Origin of the sequence: Vibrio sp. M60_M70, assembly GCF_037162085.1 — a bacterium.
GTDB lineage: Bacteria > Pseudomonadota > Gammaproteobacteria > Enterobacterales > Vibrionaceae > Vibrio > Vibrio diabolicus.
Window position 1 is genome coordinate 1,228,039 of sequence record NZ_JARLUL010000002.1, and the last position, 15,982, is coordinate 1,244,020.

Consider the following 15,982-nt stretch of genomic DNA (forward strand, 5'->3'; position numbering starts at 1 on the left):
ACCACTGTAGAACCATTAGCAGCACTTAGTGCATTTGTACCACGTAATGTATTGCACCAGTTATTTGAGCAGTAAGCCTTTCTTAACTAAGAAGAAACCACTTTTTCTCCTGATGGGATTTATTGGTATTTTGCCGAAGTAATGAACTCACCGAATGTTTCACACCAAACAACAACAGTATTGTATTCAGAAATGGAAATCCCTTGAGGAACCTCAACAACGAAGTTATTGAATGTTTTGACATCACCAACCAAGCTCATCTCAGATTTAAGGTCATTAAACGCTTGTTCAGTCTCGACAAATTTAGGAGATAAATAGAGTTTATAGTCAGGCCCGGGAGCGAGTTTTCCTACCAGCGTAATAGCTTGGGAACTCAAATGAATTTCACCTTCTCCCCAATGAAAAGCGTCGCTATCTTTGAGGTCCCTCGTGACAACTGCACTGTATTCTGCACCTTGCATGCGCTCAGAAACTTGCTCATCGGTCGGCGCAGACGGTGCAATAAGAATCGGTAAAGTATAGATACCTATCGCAATACCAATCGCAACAGCCACTAAGTGGCTTAACGTTAATTTAATTATACTTTTCAAGGTCATCTATCTTCTTGTTAGTTTCATCAGCTTAGATTTAGGCTCAAATACAGACATCCGTCAGGTTATACGTCTAATAGCCTAATTTCATTAATATTATACACAAGCTGGACCAATGCGCCTTAATTGCTGCCTTTTAGAGTGCTATCCAATAACCCCGTTATTAACGAAAATAACTATTTAAATTCAGCCCCCTAAGCGCCTTCGACGAAATGATCTAAAGGCAAAGTGAGCAATTAAAAACGGCTGATAATTGATATCAGCCGTTTGCTTATCTGGAATGTCGTTGTGCTGGTTTGGGAACTATTCTGCTTCCACCAAAGCGATCTTATCGGATGTCGATTTTTCCAATTTGATCGCAATAAACTTAGAGGTTGGCGTAAACGTTCTATCCCCATAACTATCTAAAGGAACCAATGGGTTCGTTTCTGGATAGTAAGCCGCCGCCTGACCTGCTGGTACGTCATAGGCAACAAGCGTAAATCCGCTCACACGCCGCTCAACGCCATCTTCCCACAATGACACCATGTCTACTTTATCGCCCGGTTCAAATCCGAGTTTACGAATATCCGCGTCATTGATGAACAGCACTTCGCGCATGCCAAATACTCCACGATAACGGTCATTCAAGCCGTAAAGTGTCGTATTGTATTGGTCGTGTGAGCGCATGGTTTGCAAAATCAAATCTGGCTTTTGGCCTTTTTCGAGTATCGCTTCGCTGATCAACTGCTTCGGCAACTCGCTAGAGCTGAACTGTGCTTTGCCGCTTGGTGTATTCCATCGACGCTCGGCTGCTGGGTTTACCAAGTGGAATCCACCCGGGTGTTTAAGCTTATGGTTAAAGTCGGTAAAGCCCGGAATGGTATCGGCAATCAAATCGCGAATACGGTCGTAATCTTCAATTGCCCACAGCCAATCAATTGGTTTTGCCCCAAGTGTAGCATTGGCAATACCGGCAATAATCGCTGGTTCTGAACGCAAATGCTCCGAACGCGGTTTTAGCTGACCAAATGAGATATGCACCATGCTGAAAGTATCTTCAACCGTCACGCCTTGTGGGCCAGTCGCTTGCTGATCAATCTCGGTACGGCCTAAACACGGAAGAATAAGCGCATCTTTACCTGTGACAAGGTGAGAACGATTTAACTTCGTCGAAATGTGTACGGTTAAATTACAGTTTCGCATCGCGTTGTGCGTACGTTCTGTGTCTGGCGTTGCTTGTGCAAAGTTACCGCCCAAACCGATAAATACTTTCGCTTGCCCTTCTTCCATCGCTTTAATGGCTTGCACAGTGTTGTGGCCTTCACCACGCGGGACGGCAAAGTTAAATCGACTTTCAATGCGATCCAACAACAGATCTGAAGGTTTTTCATCAATGCCCATCGTACGGTCGCCCTGAACGTTACTGTGACCACGCACTGGTGAAAGACCCGCGCCCGGCTTACCAACGTTACCTCGTAACATTTGCACGTTTGCGACTTCTTTAATGGTTGGCACAGAGTGACGATGCTGAGTCAACCCCATTGCCCAACACATGATCACACGTTCTGCACGTCGATACATGCTCGCCACCATCTCGATTTCACTTAAATCAAGACCCGATTGTTCCGCGATGTGTTCCCAAGAGGTTGCGTCCACTTCAGCCAAATACTCATCAATACCTATCGTGTGTTGCTTGATGAATTCACGGTCAAATACCGCTTTGCCACCGTTTTGCAATGCCTCGCGTTCCCATTGCAGCAAGAACTTCGCGATGCCACGAAACACTGCCATGTCTCCACCTAAAGCAGGACGCAGGTACGCCGTGTTTGTAGGCTCTGAGCCATTACTCAACATCTCAATCGGCATTTGTGGGTTTTGGAAACGCTCTAATCCGCGCTCTTTCAGCGGGTTTAGACAGATAACCTGTGCTCCACGTTTTACCGCTTCGCGCAAAGGTTCAAGCATTCGTGGGTGGTTCGTGCCCGGGTTTTGACCAATCACGAAAATCGCATCGGCTTCTTCAAAATCATCAAAGATCACTGTGCCTTTACCAACACCAATGGTGTCTTTCATCCCTATTGCACTGGCTTCGTGACACATGTTGGAACAATCTGGGAAGTTGTTGGTACCGAATGCGCGCACAAATAGCTGATACAAAAACGCCGCTTCGTTGCTTGCACGACCAGAGGTATAAAACTCCGCTTGGTGTGGTGAATCCAATTGATTGAGATGTTTCGCGACAAGAGCAAAAGCCTCATCCCAAGAGACAGGTACATAGTGGTCGGACTCGGCATCGTATCGCATTGGGTGCGTGATACGGCCTTGGTATTCCAACCAGTAATCGGTTTGCGTTGAGAGAGATGAAACGCTGTGATTGGCAAAAAACTCAGGATCAACCAGACGATTGGTCGCCTCCCAGTTTACCGCTTTCGCGCCATTCTCACAGAAATTGACTTTACCACTATCTGGCGACTCACCCCATGCGCATCCCGGGCAGTCGAAACCGCCATTTTGGTTGGTTTTGAGCATAGTGCGAATGTTCTTCACTGCATTTTCACTGCCCCACCAACTTCTGGTTACGGCTTTCAATGCCCCCCAACCACCAGCTGGACCTTTGTATGCTTTTATTTGTTCTTTTTGGCTCACGACTTTACTCCTCGCAGATATACCAGCAAGCAGGGTGCCCGTGAAAACAAGCGCGTTATTTATTGAGATAATGCGGAAGTATTGAAGGGCTTAGTTTCTAATCCATGTATTTTTTAATCCAAATAAGTAACCACTCAACATGCTCTCGCTTGTCCGAGCGTTTACTTATCTAGATTCTTGATATCGGATACCCGCCTACTGTTTCTAAGACTGTTAGATTCAATTTGCATTGTTGCGCCTTGATCTAAATCAAAGATTAAGTCGTTATTCAATATGCGTCCAATTGATAATCCTGACCGAGTGATAAACAAAATCTATGAAGAATTTTTCCACTGACGCTCATCACATTTTTAATCAATACAGTTTATGAGGTTAATCGTTTTCCTATTCGATTCCACCTAGTTCGCTTAACGAACTCAATAAAATCGGCATTCTTGATAATAGATAGTATCTATCACACTATAGATACTTTAAATTTGACCCTAATTAATATCAGGAATAGCCTTGATTCAGATCAATTTTGAGTGTGGTTTTATTCTTGACTTGGTTTTGGTTTTCCATTTCCCAGTTAAAACGCTCCAGCGCTTAAAAAGTACGGTAGTGCTGTGCCCTTTTTTAGGGAGTTCCCCCGTACATGTGACTCACAACGCAAGGTGAACAATCCATTATGGATATCAAACAACTGAAATATCTCATCGCACTTGAACAGACCAAACACTTTGGTCAAGCCGCCGCATTGTGCCACATTACGCAGCCTACCTTATCCATGAGAATCCGAAGCTTAGAGGAAGAACTCGACCTCGAATTAATCCAGAGAAGTCAACGATTTGAAGGATTTACTGAAGCCGGAGAACGCATTTTAGCTTGGGCAAAAACCGTCTTAGCCGCTCATGATGGATTGCAAGCCGAAGCCGCCAACTGCCGTGGTCAGTTGGTCGGTTCACTTCGGCTTGGAATGGTGCCACTCGCCAGCCAAAACCCGATGCAATTGCTCAAACCATTAGCTCAACAGTTCCCTGAGTTACGCTTTCAAATACTCTCCATGACGACCGAACAGATCATAGACCAACTCAATCGCAATCAGCTTGATTTGGGCATGTGTTATGTCGATCAAGTCAACACCGCTTACTTCGATGTTATCGAGCTAGATTCGACCAAACTTGGCGTTTTATTCGATGAGCGTCATTTTGACTTTGCCGAATCTGAAGTGTTGTGGGAGTCACTCAATAACATTCCTCTAGGGCTGCTTTCGAAAGGCATGCACTATCGCCACTCGATTGATCTTAGCTTTGTGAGTAAAGGGCTAGTTCCGCAAACCGTCATTGAAAGTAACTCCACCTTTCACTTGATCCAAGCAGTAACCAGTGGCCTTTGTTGCGCCATTATGCCGCTGAATTGTGGATTAGAAGAGCTGAACGATACGCTTCGCATTATTCCTATCGAAGAAGCCGCCGTTCACGCCCCGCTAGGTTTGTTAAAGCGAAAACAAGAACCCTTCTCCGCGCTAACCGATCAGTGTTTCGCAGAAGCAAAAAGCATATTCAATCGATAACAACAATCCACACGTCAACTTTTGGCATACATAACGGCTTATTAGGTGATTTCATGAGATGTACTACTCAATCTTATTTTGAACTGTCCGATTTCAATCAAGCACCACCTCAACCAAGTGCGTTCAATTACCGAGAATTGATTGATGGCCGCCCAGTGCAACAAATGTCGCTGGCGAGTGAATCCGCCTTAGCTATCAGCTACAACGGCATTAGCCAAGCGGTCATGATGGTGACGCCAGGCCATCTGGAAGACTTCGTGAAAGGGTTTAGCTTAAGCACAGGCATCGTCCACGACTTCAAAGAGATCAAAGACATTGAAATTGGTGGCGATCACGAATCTCACTATGCGGAAGTGGAAATCAGCAACCGCGCTTTCTGGGCGTTAAAAACACAACGCCGGAATCTTGCTGGCACAACCGGATGCGGCATTTGTGGCGTCGAGGCTCTTGAACAAGCTTTGCCTGATTTGGTGCCGCTAACACCGTCTCTTCCTCCGCGCTCCGATGTATTCGAAGGGCTGCGAGACAAAGTCGCACAGCATCAAGAAGCCGCACGTGAATCTGGCGCGTTACACGCCGCTTTATTTGCAGATTTACAAGGCAACATCAAGTTGTGCCGAGAGGACATCGGCCGTCACAACGCGCTAGATAAGTTGATTGGCGCATTGGCCAACAATCACATCGAACCTCAAAGTGGCTTCGCAATCATGACAAGCCGTTGCAGCTTAGAGTTGATCCACAAAGCCGTTCGCGCGCGCATCCCCACACTGGTTTGCTTATCTGCACCTACAGCGTTAACCGTCGAATGGGCAAGAAGAAACCATTTGAACCTAATTCACTTGCCAAAACACGGCTCGCCGCGTCTATACAGCCCTGCGCCTTAACACGTCGACCTAGCCGAATTCCTAATATTTCTAACGGAGACCTCTGGGTCTCTTTTGTTTGCTTCTCACTCCCAATTGATACTTAGCGACAAGACACTATTCTCTCCAACCAAACGTGCTCACCCCTTGTCACCACTAAGCTTACGCATATTAATCCGTTTGCATTTGAACGCTTTCCAATCGATAAAAACTCAGTCAAAAACCCATATATTAGTAAGGGTTTTGTGTGACTCTTTTCACGCTTTTCCGCCTTCTTAGGCATTTCTAGGAATTTTTCCTAGCCGATCTAGGCAACCATCTCATGTGCCTCACAAAACCACTCTCTAGAATTCCGCTCAGTCAAAGGTAACAAGAGCGCATAACGGTCTCCGTTGTGTTTCTAAAACAATTACAAGAGAGTTCATCATGTTAAAATTCCTCGAACAGGTGCGGAAGCCGACCCTCGATCTTCCTGTCGAAGTTAGAAGAAAGATGTGGTTTAAACCGTTCATCCAATCTTACTTGGTCGTATTCATCGGCTACCTAACCATGTACTTGATTCGTAAGAACTTCAATGTCGCGCAAAACGACATGATCTCAACTTACGGTTTGAGCATGACAGACCTAGGTCTTATTGGCCTTGGCTTCTCCATCACATACGGCATCGGTAAAACCGTTGTGTCTTACTACGCTGACGGTAAGAACACCAAGCAATTCCTCCCTTTTATGCTGATCCTTTCTGGTCTTGCAATGCTTGGTTTCAGCTTCAGCATGGGCGGCGGTAGTGCAAGCCTGTTCTTGATGGTGGCTTTCTACGCTCTGAGTGGTTTCTTCCAAAGTACTGGTGGCCCTTCTAGTTACTCAACCATTACAAAATGGACACCTCGTAACAAACGCGGCTCTTACCTAGGCTTGTGGAACATGTCACACAACGTTGGTGGTGCTGGCGCAGCGGGTGTTGCTCTTTTCGGTGCTAACTACCTATTCGACGGCCACGTAATCGGCATGTTCGTGTTTCCTTCTATCATCGCGATCATCGTTGGCTTTATCGGTATGCGCTTTGGTAGCGACTCTCCAGAAGCTTATGGTCTAGGTAAAGTAGAAGAACTTTTCGATGAAGCAGTGAGTGAAGAAGACACCGCCGCAGAAGAAAACCAGATGACCAAAAAAGAAATCTTTGTTGAATACGTTCTTAAAAACAAAGTTATCTGGCTACTTTGCTTTGCCAACATCTTCCTTTACATCGTTCGTATCGGTATCGACCAATGGTCAACGGTATACGCGTACCAAGAGCTTGGTCTGTCAAAAGAAACGGCAATCTCTGGCTTTACTCTGTTCGAAGTCGGTGCACTTGTGGGTACGTTGATGTGGGGTTACCTGTCTGACCTAGCAAACGGTCGCCGCGCATTGGTTGCTTGTGTGTCTCTTGGTTTGATCATCGTATCGCTTGAGTTCTACCAGCACGCCACTAGCGAGTTCATGTACTTGGCCTCTCTATTTGTATTGGGCTTCTTGGTGTTTGGTCCGCAACTTCTTATCGGTGTTGCCGCGGTTGGTTTTGTCCCTAAAAAAGCAATCAGTGTGGCTGACGGCGTAAAAGGTACTTTCGCTTACCTAATCGGCGATAGCTTTGCAAAACTAGGCTTGGGTATGATTGCAGACGGTACACCTATCTTCGGCTTAACAGGTTGGAAAGGTACCTTCGCAGCCCTAGATACCTCCGCCATGATTTGTATTGTTTTGCTTGCTTTCGTCGCTATCGCGGAAGAGAAGAAGATTCGACACGCGAAGAAGCTTCAACTTGCACAAGACCAAGCCTAACTTCTCTGCGCGCTTTACTTCGGTAAAGCGCGCAAGATCATTAAAAAGCATGGTTCAATTCAGTATCATTAAAGATTTTTCTATTGGCTCCTGTTGGAGCTTGTTGTTGTTAGTCGTCTGCTCTATTTGGTTGTAATAATGATTCATGTTGCTCTAGTTGATGATCACGTCATCGTGCGTTCGGGTTTCGCACAATTATTAAATTTAGAAAGTGATATTACCGTTGTTGGTGAGTTCGGCTCTGTCGCAGAAGCACGCACAGGCTTGCCTGCGGTACACCCACACGTCGTCATCCTAGATATTTCCATGCCAGATGAAAGCGGCTTAAACTTTCTTAGCGAAATACCAACTGGCATTGCCTGCGTGATGCTTAGCGTGCATGACTCCCCTGCGATGGTGGAAAAATCACTAAAGCTAGGTGCAAAAGGCTATCTTAGTAAACGCTGTAGCCCAGACGAACTTATTCAAGCCGTGAGAACCAGTGCTTCTGGTGGCTGTTACCTCACATCAGATATTGCACTTAAACTTGCAACGCCTAGCGACAACACCACCTCTCTATGCCAACTGACAAAACGTGAAAACGAGGTATGTCAGCTACTTGCGACCGGGTTGGATGTAAAGTCTGTCGCGGCAGAGCTTGGCTTGAGCCACAAGACTGTGCATGTTCATCGTGCGAATGCCATCGACAAACTCGGCGTGAAAAACAACGTTGAGCTCGCCAAACTATTTTCTCAAGAGTCCTTTTAATGCGAGCTTATGCTGTTACCACCATTTGCGGACTTTTTGTTATGGCTTGCGCCTGGTTCTGCTTATGGGTGATTGCCTATTACTTTGTCAATGATCCCGAGCTGGCGATCTTATTGTTTCCTTTCGCTTTACGATTAGGTGTCGCCCTGCACACTCGCACCGCTTATTGGCCGACGATTTACCTTTCGGAGTGGGGGCTTTCCATCGCACTTGCGATGTTACTGGGTCAACCACAGTGGCTTACCGTGCTGATTGCGAGCATTGCCAGTATCCCGGTCACTCTGATTGCGAAAAAATACTACTACGGAGACCAAAACCGCCATTTAGCCGTGATGAGCGTTGTCATTATCATTAGCGCGTTTATTAATGTGATGGCCGTTGGTTTTCACGTTCCTTCGGTTTACATGGTGTGGCTGGCTAGCATTTCTGGAGGCTTGCTCGTGGTGCCTATGTGCTACTTGTTATGGAGTTATTTGTTCCAAAGTCGTTGGTCTCCGCTTAGCTCTCTCCTACTTAGTAATGCCGTTGTATTTCAGGTGCGTCATATCGTGCTTTATGCGCTGCTTTTGATCGGCAGTATTTTGGTGCAAACCAGTTTGCCTGAAGAGCTAAAACGATTTGCGCCATTTTGTATGGCGATTCCAATCATCGTGCTTGCTCTGCGTTACGGCTGGCAAGGTGCCCTACTCGCCACCATGCTCAACAGCATTGCGCTGATTGCGGCTCGTAGCGGCGTATCGAATCTAGAAATCACCGATTTGTTATTATCTCTCTCGGCGCAAACCATCACCGGCATTATGCTCGGCTTAGGGGTTCAGAAACAAAAAGACCTCAATCACAAACTGCGCGGCGAACTTGCACGCAATCAGAATTTGTCTCGCCAGCTTATCAAAGCGGAAGAATCCGTAAGACGCGATATTGCGCGCGAGCTACATGACGAAATCGGCCAGAACATCACGGCGATCCGCACGCAAGCCAACATCATTAAGCGGGTAAATAACGCAGAAACACGCGTGGGTTGCGCCGACATGATCGAAGGGCTTTCCCTCAACGTGTACGACACCACTAAGCGACTATTAAGCAAGCTAAGACCAAAAATGCTGGATGATTTGGACTTAAAAGAATCCGTCGAGCAACTGACGCGAGAGATGGAATTCGCCAATCACGGAACAACTGTTCAACTGAACTGGCAAGGCGATTACACCAGCCTGAGTGACACACTCAAAGTCACCCTATTCCGTTTATGCCAAGAGTCATTAAATAACGCAGCCAAGTACGCAGAAGCGCAGTTGATCAATATTGAACTGACAATTGGAGAAGCTGCGGTGTCACTGATGATTCACGATGATGGTGTCGGCTTCAAAGTTCAGGACAGCATGAAAGGCATGGGCGTTCGCGGCATGCAAGAGCGTGTGCACGCGTTAGGTGGGAAAATGGTTATCTACTCCACCAGCGATCAAGTGATCGGCACACAAATCAGCATTACTTTACCTAAGGTGTAACTCAAGATGTTTGGATTTTTACGTTCACCTAAATTTACTCAACCGAGTCTGAGCAACGAGCAAATCGACCAGCGTTACCGCCATTGGCGTTTGCACATTATGTTGGGGATGTACATCGGCTACGCAGGTTTCTACTTTACCCGTAAGACCTTTAACTACGCCGCACCAGCGATGATTACCGATCTTGGCTTAGATAAAGGCGATTTGGGTCTTATCGGTACGCTTTTCTACATCACCTACGGCTGCTCGAAGTTTATTTCTGGCACGATTTCGGATCGCTCTAACCCTCGTTATTTCATGGGGCTAGGCTTGATTGCGACAGGTCTGGTCAACATCGCGTTCGGCTTTTCTAGCTCACTCGCGGCTTTCATTACTTTGTGGATCTTAAACGCGTGGTTCCAAGGCTGGGGCTGGCCTTCATGCTCCAAGCTGTTAACCACTTGGTATTCACGCTCCGAGCGTGGCTTCTTATGGGCGATTTGGAACACCGCACACAACGTTGGTGGCGCGCTGATCCCTATTTTGGTGGGCTATTTAACGTTGCACTACAGCTGGCGTGAAGGCTTTATTCTACCCGGCATCATCGGGGTATTACTCGGTCTATTCGTTTGTTGGCGATTGCGCGACAAACCAACAACAATGGGTTTACCAAGTGTCGGCCAATGGCGCAACGACGCGCTAGAACTTGCGCAAGAAAATTACGGACGTGGCCTCACCTACCGCGAAATTCTGAAATCGTACGTATTTAACAACAAATACATCTGGCTGCTCGCGTTCAGTTATGTGTTGGTTTATATCGTCCGAACCGCAATCAATGACTGGGGAAACCTGTACTTAACCGAGCAGCATCACTATAGCCTGATTAACGCCAATGCTGCCCTTTCTATGTTTGAAATCGGCGGTTTTGTTGGTTCATTGGTTGCGGGTTGGGGCTCAGACAAACTCTTTGGTGGTAACCGTGGGCCAATGAACTTGCTGTTCGCGATTGGGATTTTCTTATCTGTCTCTGCGCTTTGGCTTATGCCCCTGACCAACTTTGCATTCCAAGCGGCGGGATTGTTCTCCATCGGCTTCTTTGTCTTTGGACCACAAATGCTGATCGGTATGGCGGCGGCGGAGTGCTCTCACAAAGATTCTGCCGGCGCGGCAACAGGATTCGTAGGCTTGTTCGCCTACATGGGCGCAGCATTGTCTGGCTATCCACTGGCGTTAATTCTTGAAGAATATCATTGGACGGGTTTCTTCATCACCATTTCAGTTTGTGCAGCCGTCATTGGCCTTTTATTGCTGCCATTTTTGCAAGCGCAACCATCACGAAAACCACTCGAACCAAAACCTCGGTTGTAAATCGACTTATCGCCCTTCGGGCAAATTGGCGAGTGACCTAACCGCGCTCGCCCTCCTTATTTAACGTATCTCTGCTCAATTTTTCTTCCGATTCAGTTCGGAGGGTTAACTATGGGAAAAATTCATGAATTTGAACACTATTTCATCGCATAGCTTCTTTCAAATGAACAACAAAATCCAAAACTACGCTTGGGGAAGCACCTCGTCTATTCACGATTTGTTTGGCTTTTCTAACGAAACAAATGAACCTCAAGCAGAAGTATGGATGGGTACTCACCCAAACGGCTGCTCTGAAGTTCAGGTTGAGCAAAACACGCTACCTTTGTCTGAACTGATCAAACAAAACCAACCCGCTTACTTATCAGCAGAAACCGCAACGAAATTTGGCGACCTGCCCTTTCTGTTTAAGATCTTAGCGGCCGAACACGCGCTGTCGATTCAAGTTCACCCAAACAAACAAGATGCCGAAGTAGGTTTCGAAAAAGAGCAAAGTGCTGGCATCCCACTAAACGCGAGCCATCGTAACTACAAAGATCCAAACCACAAACCTGAGTTGGTGTACGCGCTGACAAGTTACCAAGCCATGAACGGTTTTCGCTCGTATGCCGAGATTATTGAGGCATTTAGCCTTTGCGATATCGATGAGCTACGCGCACCGCTAGATGCATTCAAACGCGAAATCAACTCACAAGGTTTACGCGATTTCTTTGTGCACATTCTGACCATGGAAGGAGAAACAAAAGAGCGAGCACTGAAGCAGCTTCTTGCCCACGCTTCACGCCAATCGGAACAAGGCACTGACAGCGATGTTTTCCAGCTCATCTTGGATCTATCCACTCAATACCCCGGCGATGTCGGCTTGTTTGCTCCATTACTGTTGAATGTCATCACGCTGCAACCTGGCGAAGCGATGTTCCTGAGCGCAAGAACGCCACACGCTTACATTAAAGGAACGGGATTAGAGATCATGGCGAACTCAGATAACGTTTTGCGTGCAGGACTCACGCCGAAACATATGGATGTTGAAGAACTGGTTAAATGCACAGACTTTGTGCCTAAGCCGTTTAACAGCCTTGTTCTTGAACCCAATGCAAATGGTTGCCAAAGCCTTTACCCCGTTCCAGTGGCAGACTTTAGTTTCAGCATTATTAACCAACCGAACAATGAAGTGGTTGAGGCAAACAGCGCAGAGATTTTGATGGCGATTGATGCCGACCTGGCACTCATCAGTGATAACGGTGAGACGTTAACCGCAGCGAAAGGACAATCGGTATTTGTTCCTGCTTACGTTGGCCATTACCGTATTCAAAGTGCGGGACGTGTGGCTCGCGCCTTTAACTAACTTCTGAATAACGGATTCAAGCTAGCGTCTGACCCAAGGGACTGGGTTAGACAATTTATTCCTCTCATAGATTGAACCATTCCGCTTTTAAGGCACTCATGCTTACACCTTGTCGAATCCAAACACCTACAGGCCAGTTTCTCTAAGAGCCATAACCTCCCGGATCTGCCATTTACTGCAACATTCATTGTCAAAACCCATTTATTTCCGGTAAATTCGCCGCTCCAATATCAAATCACTTGGATAATAAAGGCGCTTGCACAGTGGTATTTGTTGCAAAACGTATAATCAACGTTGTAATCAAAGCCTCAATCACTACAATCTCTGGTTCGATTTTTCAGTTAACGTTTGTATGCCGAAGTTAAACCAAGATAACCCTGTTCAAAGCTCCGCCCTTTCCGATATCGAAACCAGCAGTAAGATTCAATCGGCATTAGAACCGAAGTTTCACAAGCCAGAGAAACGTCTCTGCTTAAGCCCTGGCCTATCGGATAAGCATTTGGCGCGCCGTTGGCAAGTATTGGAACAAGTGACCAATAAAGATCATCTTCTTGATCCTTTCACACAGTCACATTGCGACGCTTACTCCAACAACATCGAGCACTTCATTGGTACTGTCAATGTGCCGGTCGGCATCGCAGGTCCTTTACGCGTCAACGGTTTGTATGCGAACGACGACTTTTTGGTTCCGCTCGCAACGACAGAAGCCGCGTTAGTCGCTTCCTACAACCGTGGCGCAAATCTTATTACCGCCGCTGGTGGCGCGAGCGCATTGTTGCTGAGTGAAGGGGTGAGCCGAACGCCAGTGTTCGCCTTTAATAATCTTGCCGACGCTGGCCAGTTCGTCAGTTGGGTTGTGACCCAGTTTGACGCATTTCGTCAAATAGCGGAATCCACCACCTCACATGGCAAACTCAAAGACATCAATGTAAACATCGAAGGAAACCACGTTTATTTGGTCTTTGAATACGTGACAGGTGACGCTTCCGGACAAAACATGGTGACCATCGCAACAAACGAAGTGTTCCATCATATTTTGGCGACCAGCCCAATCAAACCAACTCAAGCATTCTTGGATGGCAACTTATCAGGCGACAAAAAACCAAACGCGCACACACTGCGCTCGGTACGCGGTAAGAAAGTATCCGCCGAAGTGACCATTCCTGCTGAGTTGGTGGAAAAATATCTGCATACCACACCAGAGTCTATGGTTCAATTTGGCAAAATGACCACAGTGGGCGGTTTACTCAGCGGGACAATTGGTGTCAACGCGCATTACGCAAACGCCCTTGCCGCGCTTTACATTGCTTGTGGTCAAGATGCCGCTTGCGTTGCAGAGTCTGCCATTGGCATCACTCGTATGGATGTGGACGCTCAAGGCAACTTGTACGCGTGCGTGACCTTGCCAAACATCATGGTTGGCACGGTTGGTGGGGGCACTGGCCTTCCAACGCAAAAGGCATGTTTGGATATTTTGGGTTTGCACGGCAACGGCAATGCGAAAGCCTTAGCCGAAGTCGCGGCCGCGCTTTGTCTGGCTGGCGAACTCTCGATTGTGGGCGCATTTTGTGCCGATCACTTCTCCCGGGCTCACCATAAACTTGCTAGAAAATAATCCTTTTACTTTGTACAAGAGAACACCCATGCGGTTTTCTCTTGTGCCAATAAAACAACTTTATTTATTAGCTCACAAATTAGTTTAAGTTATATTGCAGACTTAATAATTGCATCACTCTCACGTTGACCGCATTATTGCAGTATCACCACACATTCCTCGCTATATCACTGTTTGACCCTATTCTCACTCGATATTAAATATCAGTACGTTACCTAAATAAGTATCAAAAACATCTAGCACTAAAGTACCAAATTCATAGATTGAGTTTTTTGTTAGTCACTTATAGAGACTATACTCGTTCCTGCAGCTGCTTGATTTTTCTAAATTTATTATTTAGCTCAAATGAGCTTAATCACTCCCGTTAAATGGATTTAAGTCGTTCCCTCGGGTAAGCGAGTTAACTATGAGACGTCAGAAACAAAATGAAATCTCTTGTTGGGTACTAGGGTTGATTATCTTATTACTAAGTTACGTCCCTTCAGTACCAGCAGAAATGGAACTAACGCCCTCCGATCAAACCGTTGCGCGTTTCCTCTATCAGAGCACTTTTGGGCCAACATCAACATTAATTGATGAGGTAGAAGAAGTCGGCATGGAAAGTTGGATATCTCAACAAATCCACCTTCCTGCCACCTATCATCAACCGCTCTATCGGACACCTTTTTCCAAAGGCGCACAATCCAATCGAGAAAACGCTTGGTATCAAATTGTTATTACTGCTGATGATCAACTCAGACAACGCATGGCGTATGCATTAAGCCAGATCTTAGTGGTCTCTCGCTATGGCGGTGTTCTTTCCAGTAAGCCCACTGGTCTAGTCGACTACTATGATGTATTGATTGCTAACGCTTTTGGCAACTACCGAGATTTATTATATGACGTTTCCATTCATCCTGTTATGGGCAGCTATTTGTCCATGCTCGGTAGCGCAAAAGAGAACAACACGACGGGTGCATTACCTGATGAGAACTTCGCTCGAGAGTTGATGCAGTTGTTCACCCTAGGCTTGTATGAACTGAATATCGATGGCAGTAAAAAGCTTGATCGTAAAACGGGTAAGCCTATCCCCACATATACCCAAACGGATATTCAAGAGCTCGCTCGAGCATTAACTGGGTGGAAAAATGCCGATTTAGCGTTTGTCGAACCGATGCGAGTCATCAGCCACCGACACGATGGTGGCGAGAAACGATTGCTTGGTAACACAATTCCTGCTGGTTTAACTGCGCAAGAAGAGCTTTCAAAAGTGATCGATATTTTGATGTCTCATCCAAACATGGCGCCGTTTGTTTCTAAGCTACTTATCCAACGTTTTGTAACTTCGAATCCAAGTCCGGAGTACATCGCACGTGTTGCTTCGGTATTCAATAACAATGGCAAAGGAGAAAAAGGAGATTTAAACGCGGTCATTCATGCCATCTTGCTCGATTCTGAGGCTCTAGGCATGACAGATACCCCGCCAATAAAAGTGAAAGAGCCAATACTGGTCCTAACTAATTTTCATCGAGCAGCGGGTTTTACAATCAAATCTACACGTTACGAAGACGCTACTACGATGATGAATATCGCCAATCAAGGACCTCTTCGTTCTCCTTCCGTATTTAATTTTTACTCTCCTGAGTACCAACCATCTAACGAGTTTACGGAGTCTGGTATTAGCTCTCCTGAGTATGAGCTACTGAACTGGTCCGTTTATACCGATTTGGTCAACTATATGTTGACCAGCACTCGCAGAGGCGGCGGTGATTCCTACACTCTCGATCTCGGCGAGTTTTATCTTCTTTTGGATGATCACGATGCCTTAGTCGAGCTGGTTAACGCACGCTTCTTTGCTGGAACGGCCTCGGCGGAATTAAAAAACTCATGCTCACCGTGTTAGATGAATATCGTGAGGACTATGTGCCAACAACAAAGCTCGCCTTGGTGATTTTTACCGCCATTTCCGGCGATGAATTCTATATTCAGGATTAGG

10 protein-coding genes and 1 pseudogene are annotated in these 15,982 nt (G+C 46.3%); 9 read left to right on the forward strand and 2 right to left on the reverse strand.

The annotated features are described in order from the left end of the window. Positions 1-119: 119 nt before the first annotated feature. Positions 120-596: a DM13 domain-containing protein gene (locus P4S59_RS21165; protein ID WP_337169008.1), complete on the reverse strand. Its 477-nt coding sequence runs from the start codon at positions 594-596 to the stop codon at positions 120-122. A 297-nt stretch (positions 597-893) separates the two neighbouring features. After that, a complete protein-coding gene (locus P4S59_RS21170) occupies positions 894-3,218 on the reverse strand; it encodes an FdhF/YdeP family oxidoreductase (protein ID WP_337169009.1) in 2,325 nt (774 codons plus the stop codon). A gap of 667 nt (positions 3,219-3,885) precedes the next feature. On the opposite strand from P4S59_RS21170, the gene P4S59_RS21175 reads away from it, so the two are divergent. The 9 genes and pseudogenes from P4S59_RS21175 (at position 3,886) to P4S59_RS21215 (ending at position 15,981) form a co-directional block, all read left to right on the forward strand. Next, positions 3,886-4,770: a LysR family transcriptional regulator gene (locus P4S59_RS21175; protein WP_046875405.1), complete on the forward strand. Its 885-nt coding sequence runs from the start codon at positions 3,886-3,888 to the stop codon at positions 4,768-4,770. A gap of 53 nt (positions 4,771-4,823) precedes the next feature. Beyond that, on the forward strand, positions 4,824-5,654 hold the full coding sequence (gene fdhD / locus P4S59_RS21180; RefSeq protein WP_330942993.1) for a formate dehydrogenase accessory sulfurtransferase FdhD: 831 nt from the start codon (positions 4,824-4,826) through the stop codon (positions 5,652-5,654). Between the two features lie 405 nt (positions 5,655-6,059). Further along, entirely contained in the window at positions 6,060-7,454 is a 1,395-nt protein-coding gene (gene uhpT / locus P4S59_RS21185) for a hexose-6-phosphate:phosphate antiporter (RefSeq protein WP_104970731.1), read from the forward strand. Positions 7,455-7,592: 138 nt separating this feature from the next. Beyond that, a complete protein-coding gene (uhpA, locus tag P4S59_RS21190; RefSeq protein WP_046875403.1) occupies positions 7,593-8,201 on the forward strand; it encodes a transcriptional regulator UhpA in 609 nt (202 codons plus the stop codon). Beyond that, positions 8,201-9,703 (forward strand): signal transduction histidine-protein kinase/phosphatase UhpB, encoded by a 1,503-nt coding sequence (gene uhpB, locus P4S59_RS21195; RefSeq protein ID WP_317342218.1) that lies wholly within the window; start codon positions 8,201-8,203, stop codon positions 9,701-9,703. The genes uhpA and uhpB overlap by 1 nt, the downstream gene beginning before the upstream one ends. Positions 9,704-9,709: 6 nt before the next feature. Then, positions 9,710-11,050 carry an MFS transporter gene (locus tag P4S59_RS21200; RefSeq protein ID WP_005480243.1) on the forward strand — a complete coding sequence of 447 codons (1,341 nt, stop codon included), beginning with the start codon at positions 9,710-9,712 and terminating at the stop codon, positions 11,048-11,050. A 124-nt stretch (positions 11,051-11,174) separates the two neighbouring features. Beyond that, positions 11,175-12,392, forward strand: coding sequence for a mannose-6-phosphate isomerase, class I (manA, locus tag P4S59_RS21205; RefSeq protein WP_330942996.1), 1,218 nt, complete (start codon positions 11,175-11,177; stop codon positions 12,390-12,392). A gap of 352 nt (positions 12,393-12,744) precedes the next feature. Beyond that, positions 12,745-14,007 carry a hydroxymethylglutaryl-CoA reductase gene (locus P4S59_RS21210; protein WP_256966040.1) on the forward strand — a complete coding sequence of 421 codons (1,263 nt, stop codon included), beginning with the start codon at positions 12,745-12,747 and terminating at the stop codon, positions 14,005-14,007. Between the two features lie 406 nt (positions 14,008-14,413). Continuing rightward, positions 14,414-15,981: pseudogene (locus P4S59_RS21215) on the forward strand (DUF1800 domain-containing protein). The last annotated feature ends 1 nt before the right edge of the window (position 15,982 follow it).

Excerpts from the sequence above, each read along its gene's own strand:
- uhpB (WP_317342218.1), top strand. The coding sequence starts at position 8,201 with ATGCGAGCTTATGCTGTTACCACCATTTGCGGACTTTTTGTTATGGCT.
- uhpT (WP_104970731.1), top strand. The coding sequence starts at position 6,060 with ATGTTAAAATTCCTCGAACAGGTGCGGAAGCCGACCCTCGATCTTCCT.
- P4S59_RS21210 (WP_256966040.1), top strand. The coding sequence starts at position 12,745 with ATGCCGAAGTTAAACCAAGATAACCCTGTTCAAAGCTCCGCCCTTTCC.
- uhpA (WP_046875403.1), top strand. The coding sequence starts at position 7,593 with ATGATTCATGTTGCTCTAGTTGATGATCACGTCATCGTGCGTTCGGGT.
- P4S59_RS21165 (WP_337169008.1), bottom strand. The coding sequence starts at position 596 with ATGACCTTGAAAAGTATAATTAAATTAACGTTAAGCCACTTAGTGGCT.
- manA (WP_330942996.1), top strand. The coding sequence starts at position 11,175 with ATGAATTTGAACACTATTTCATCGCATAGCTTCTTTCAAATGAACAAC.
- fdhD (WP_330942993.1), top strand. The coding sequence starts at position 4,824 with ATGAGATGTACTACTCAATCTTATTTTGAACTGTCCGATTTCAATCAA.
- P4S59_RS21200 (WP_005480243.1), top strand. The coding sequence starts at position 9,710 with ATGTTTGGATTTTTACGTTCACCTAAATTTACTCAACCGAGTCTGAGC.
- P4S59_RS21175 (WP_046875405.1), top strand. The coding sequence starts at position 3,886 with ATGGATATCAAACAACTGAAATATCTCATCGCACTTGAACAGACCAAA.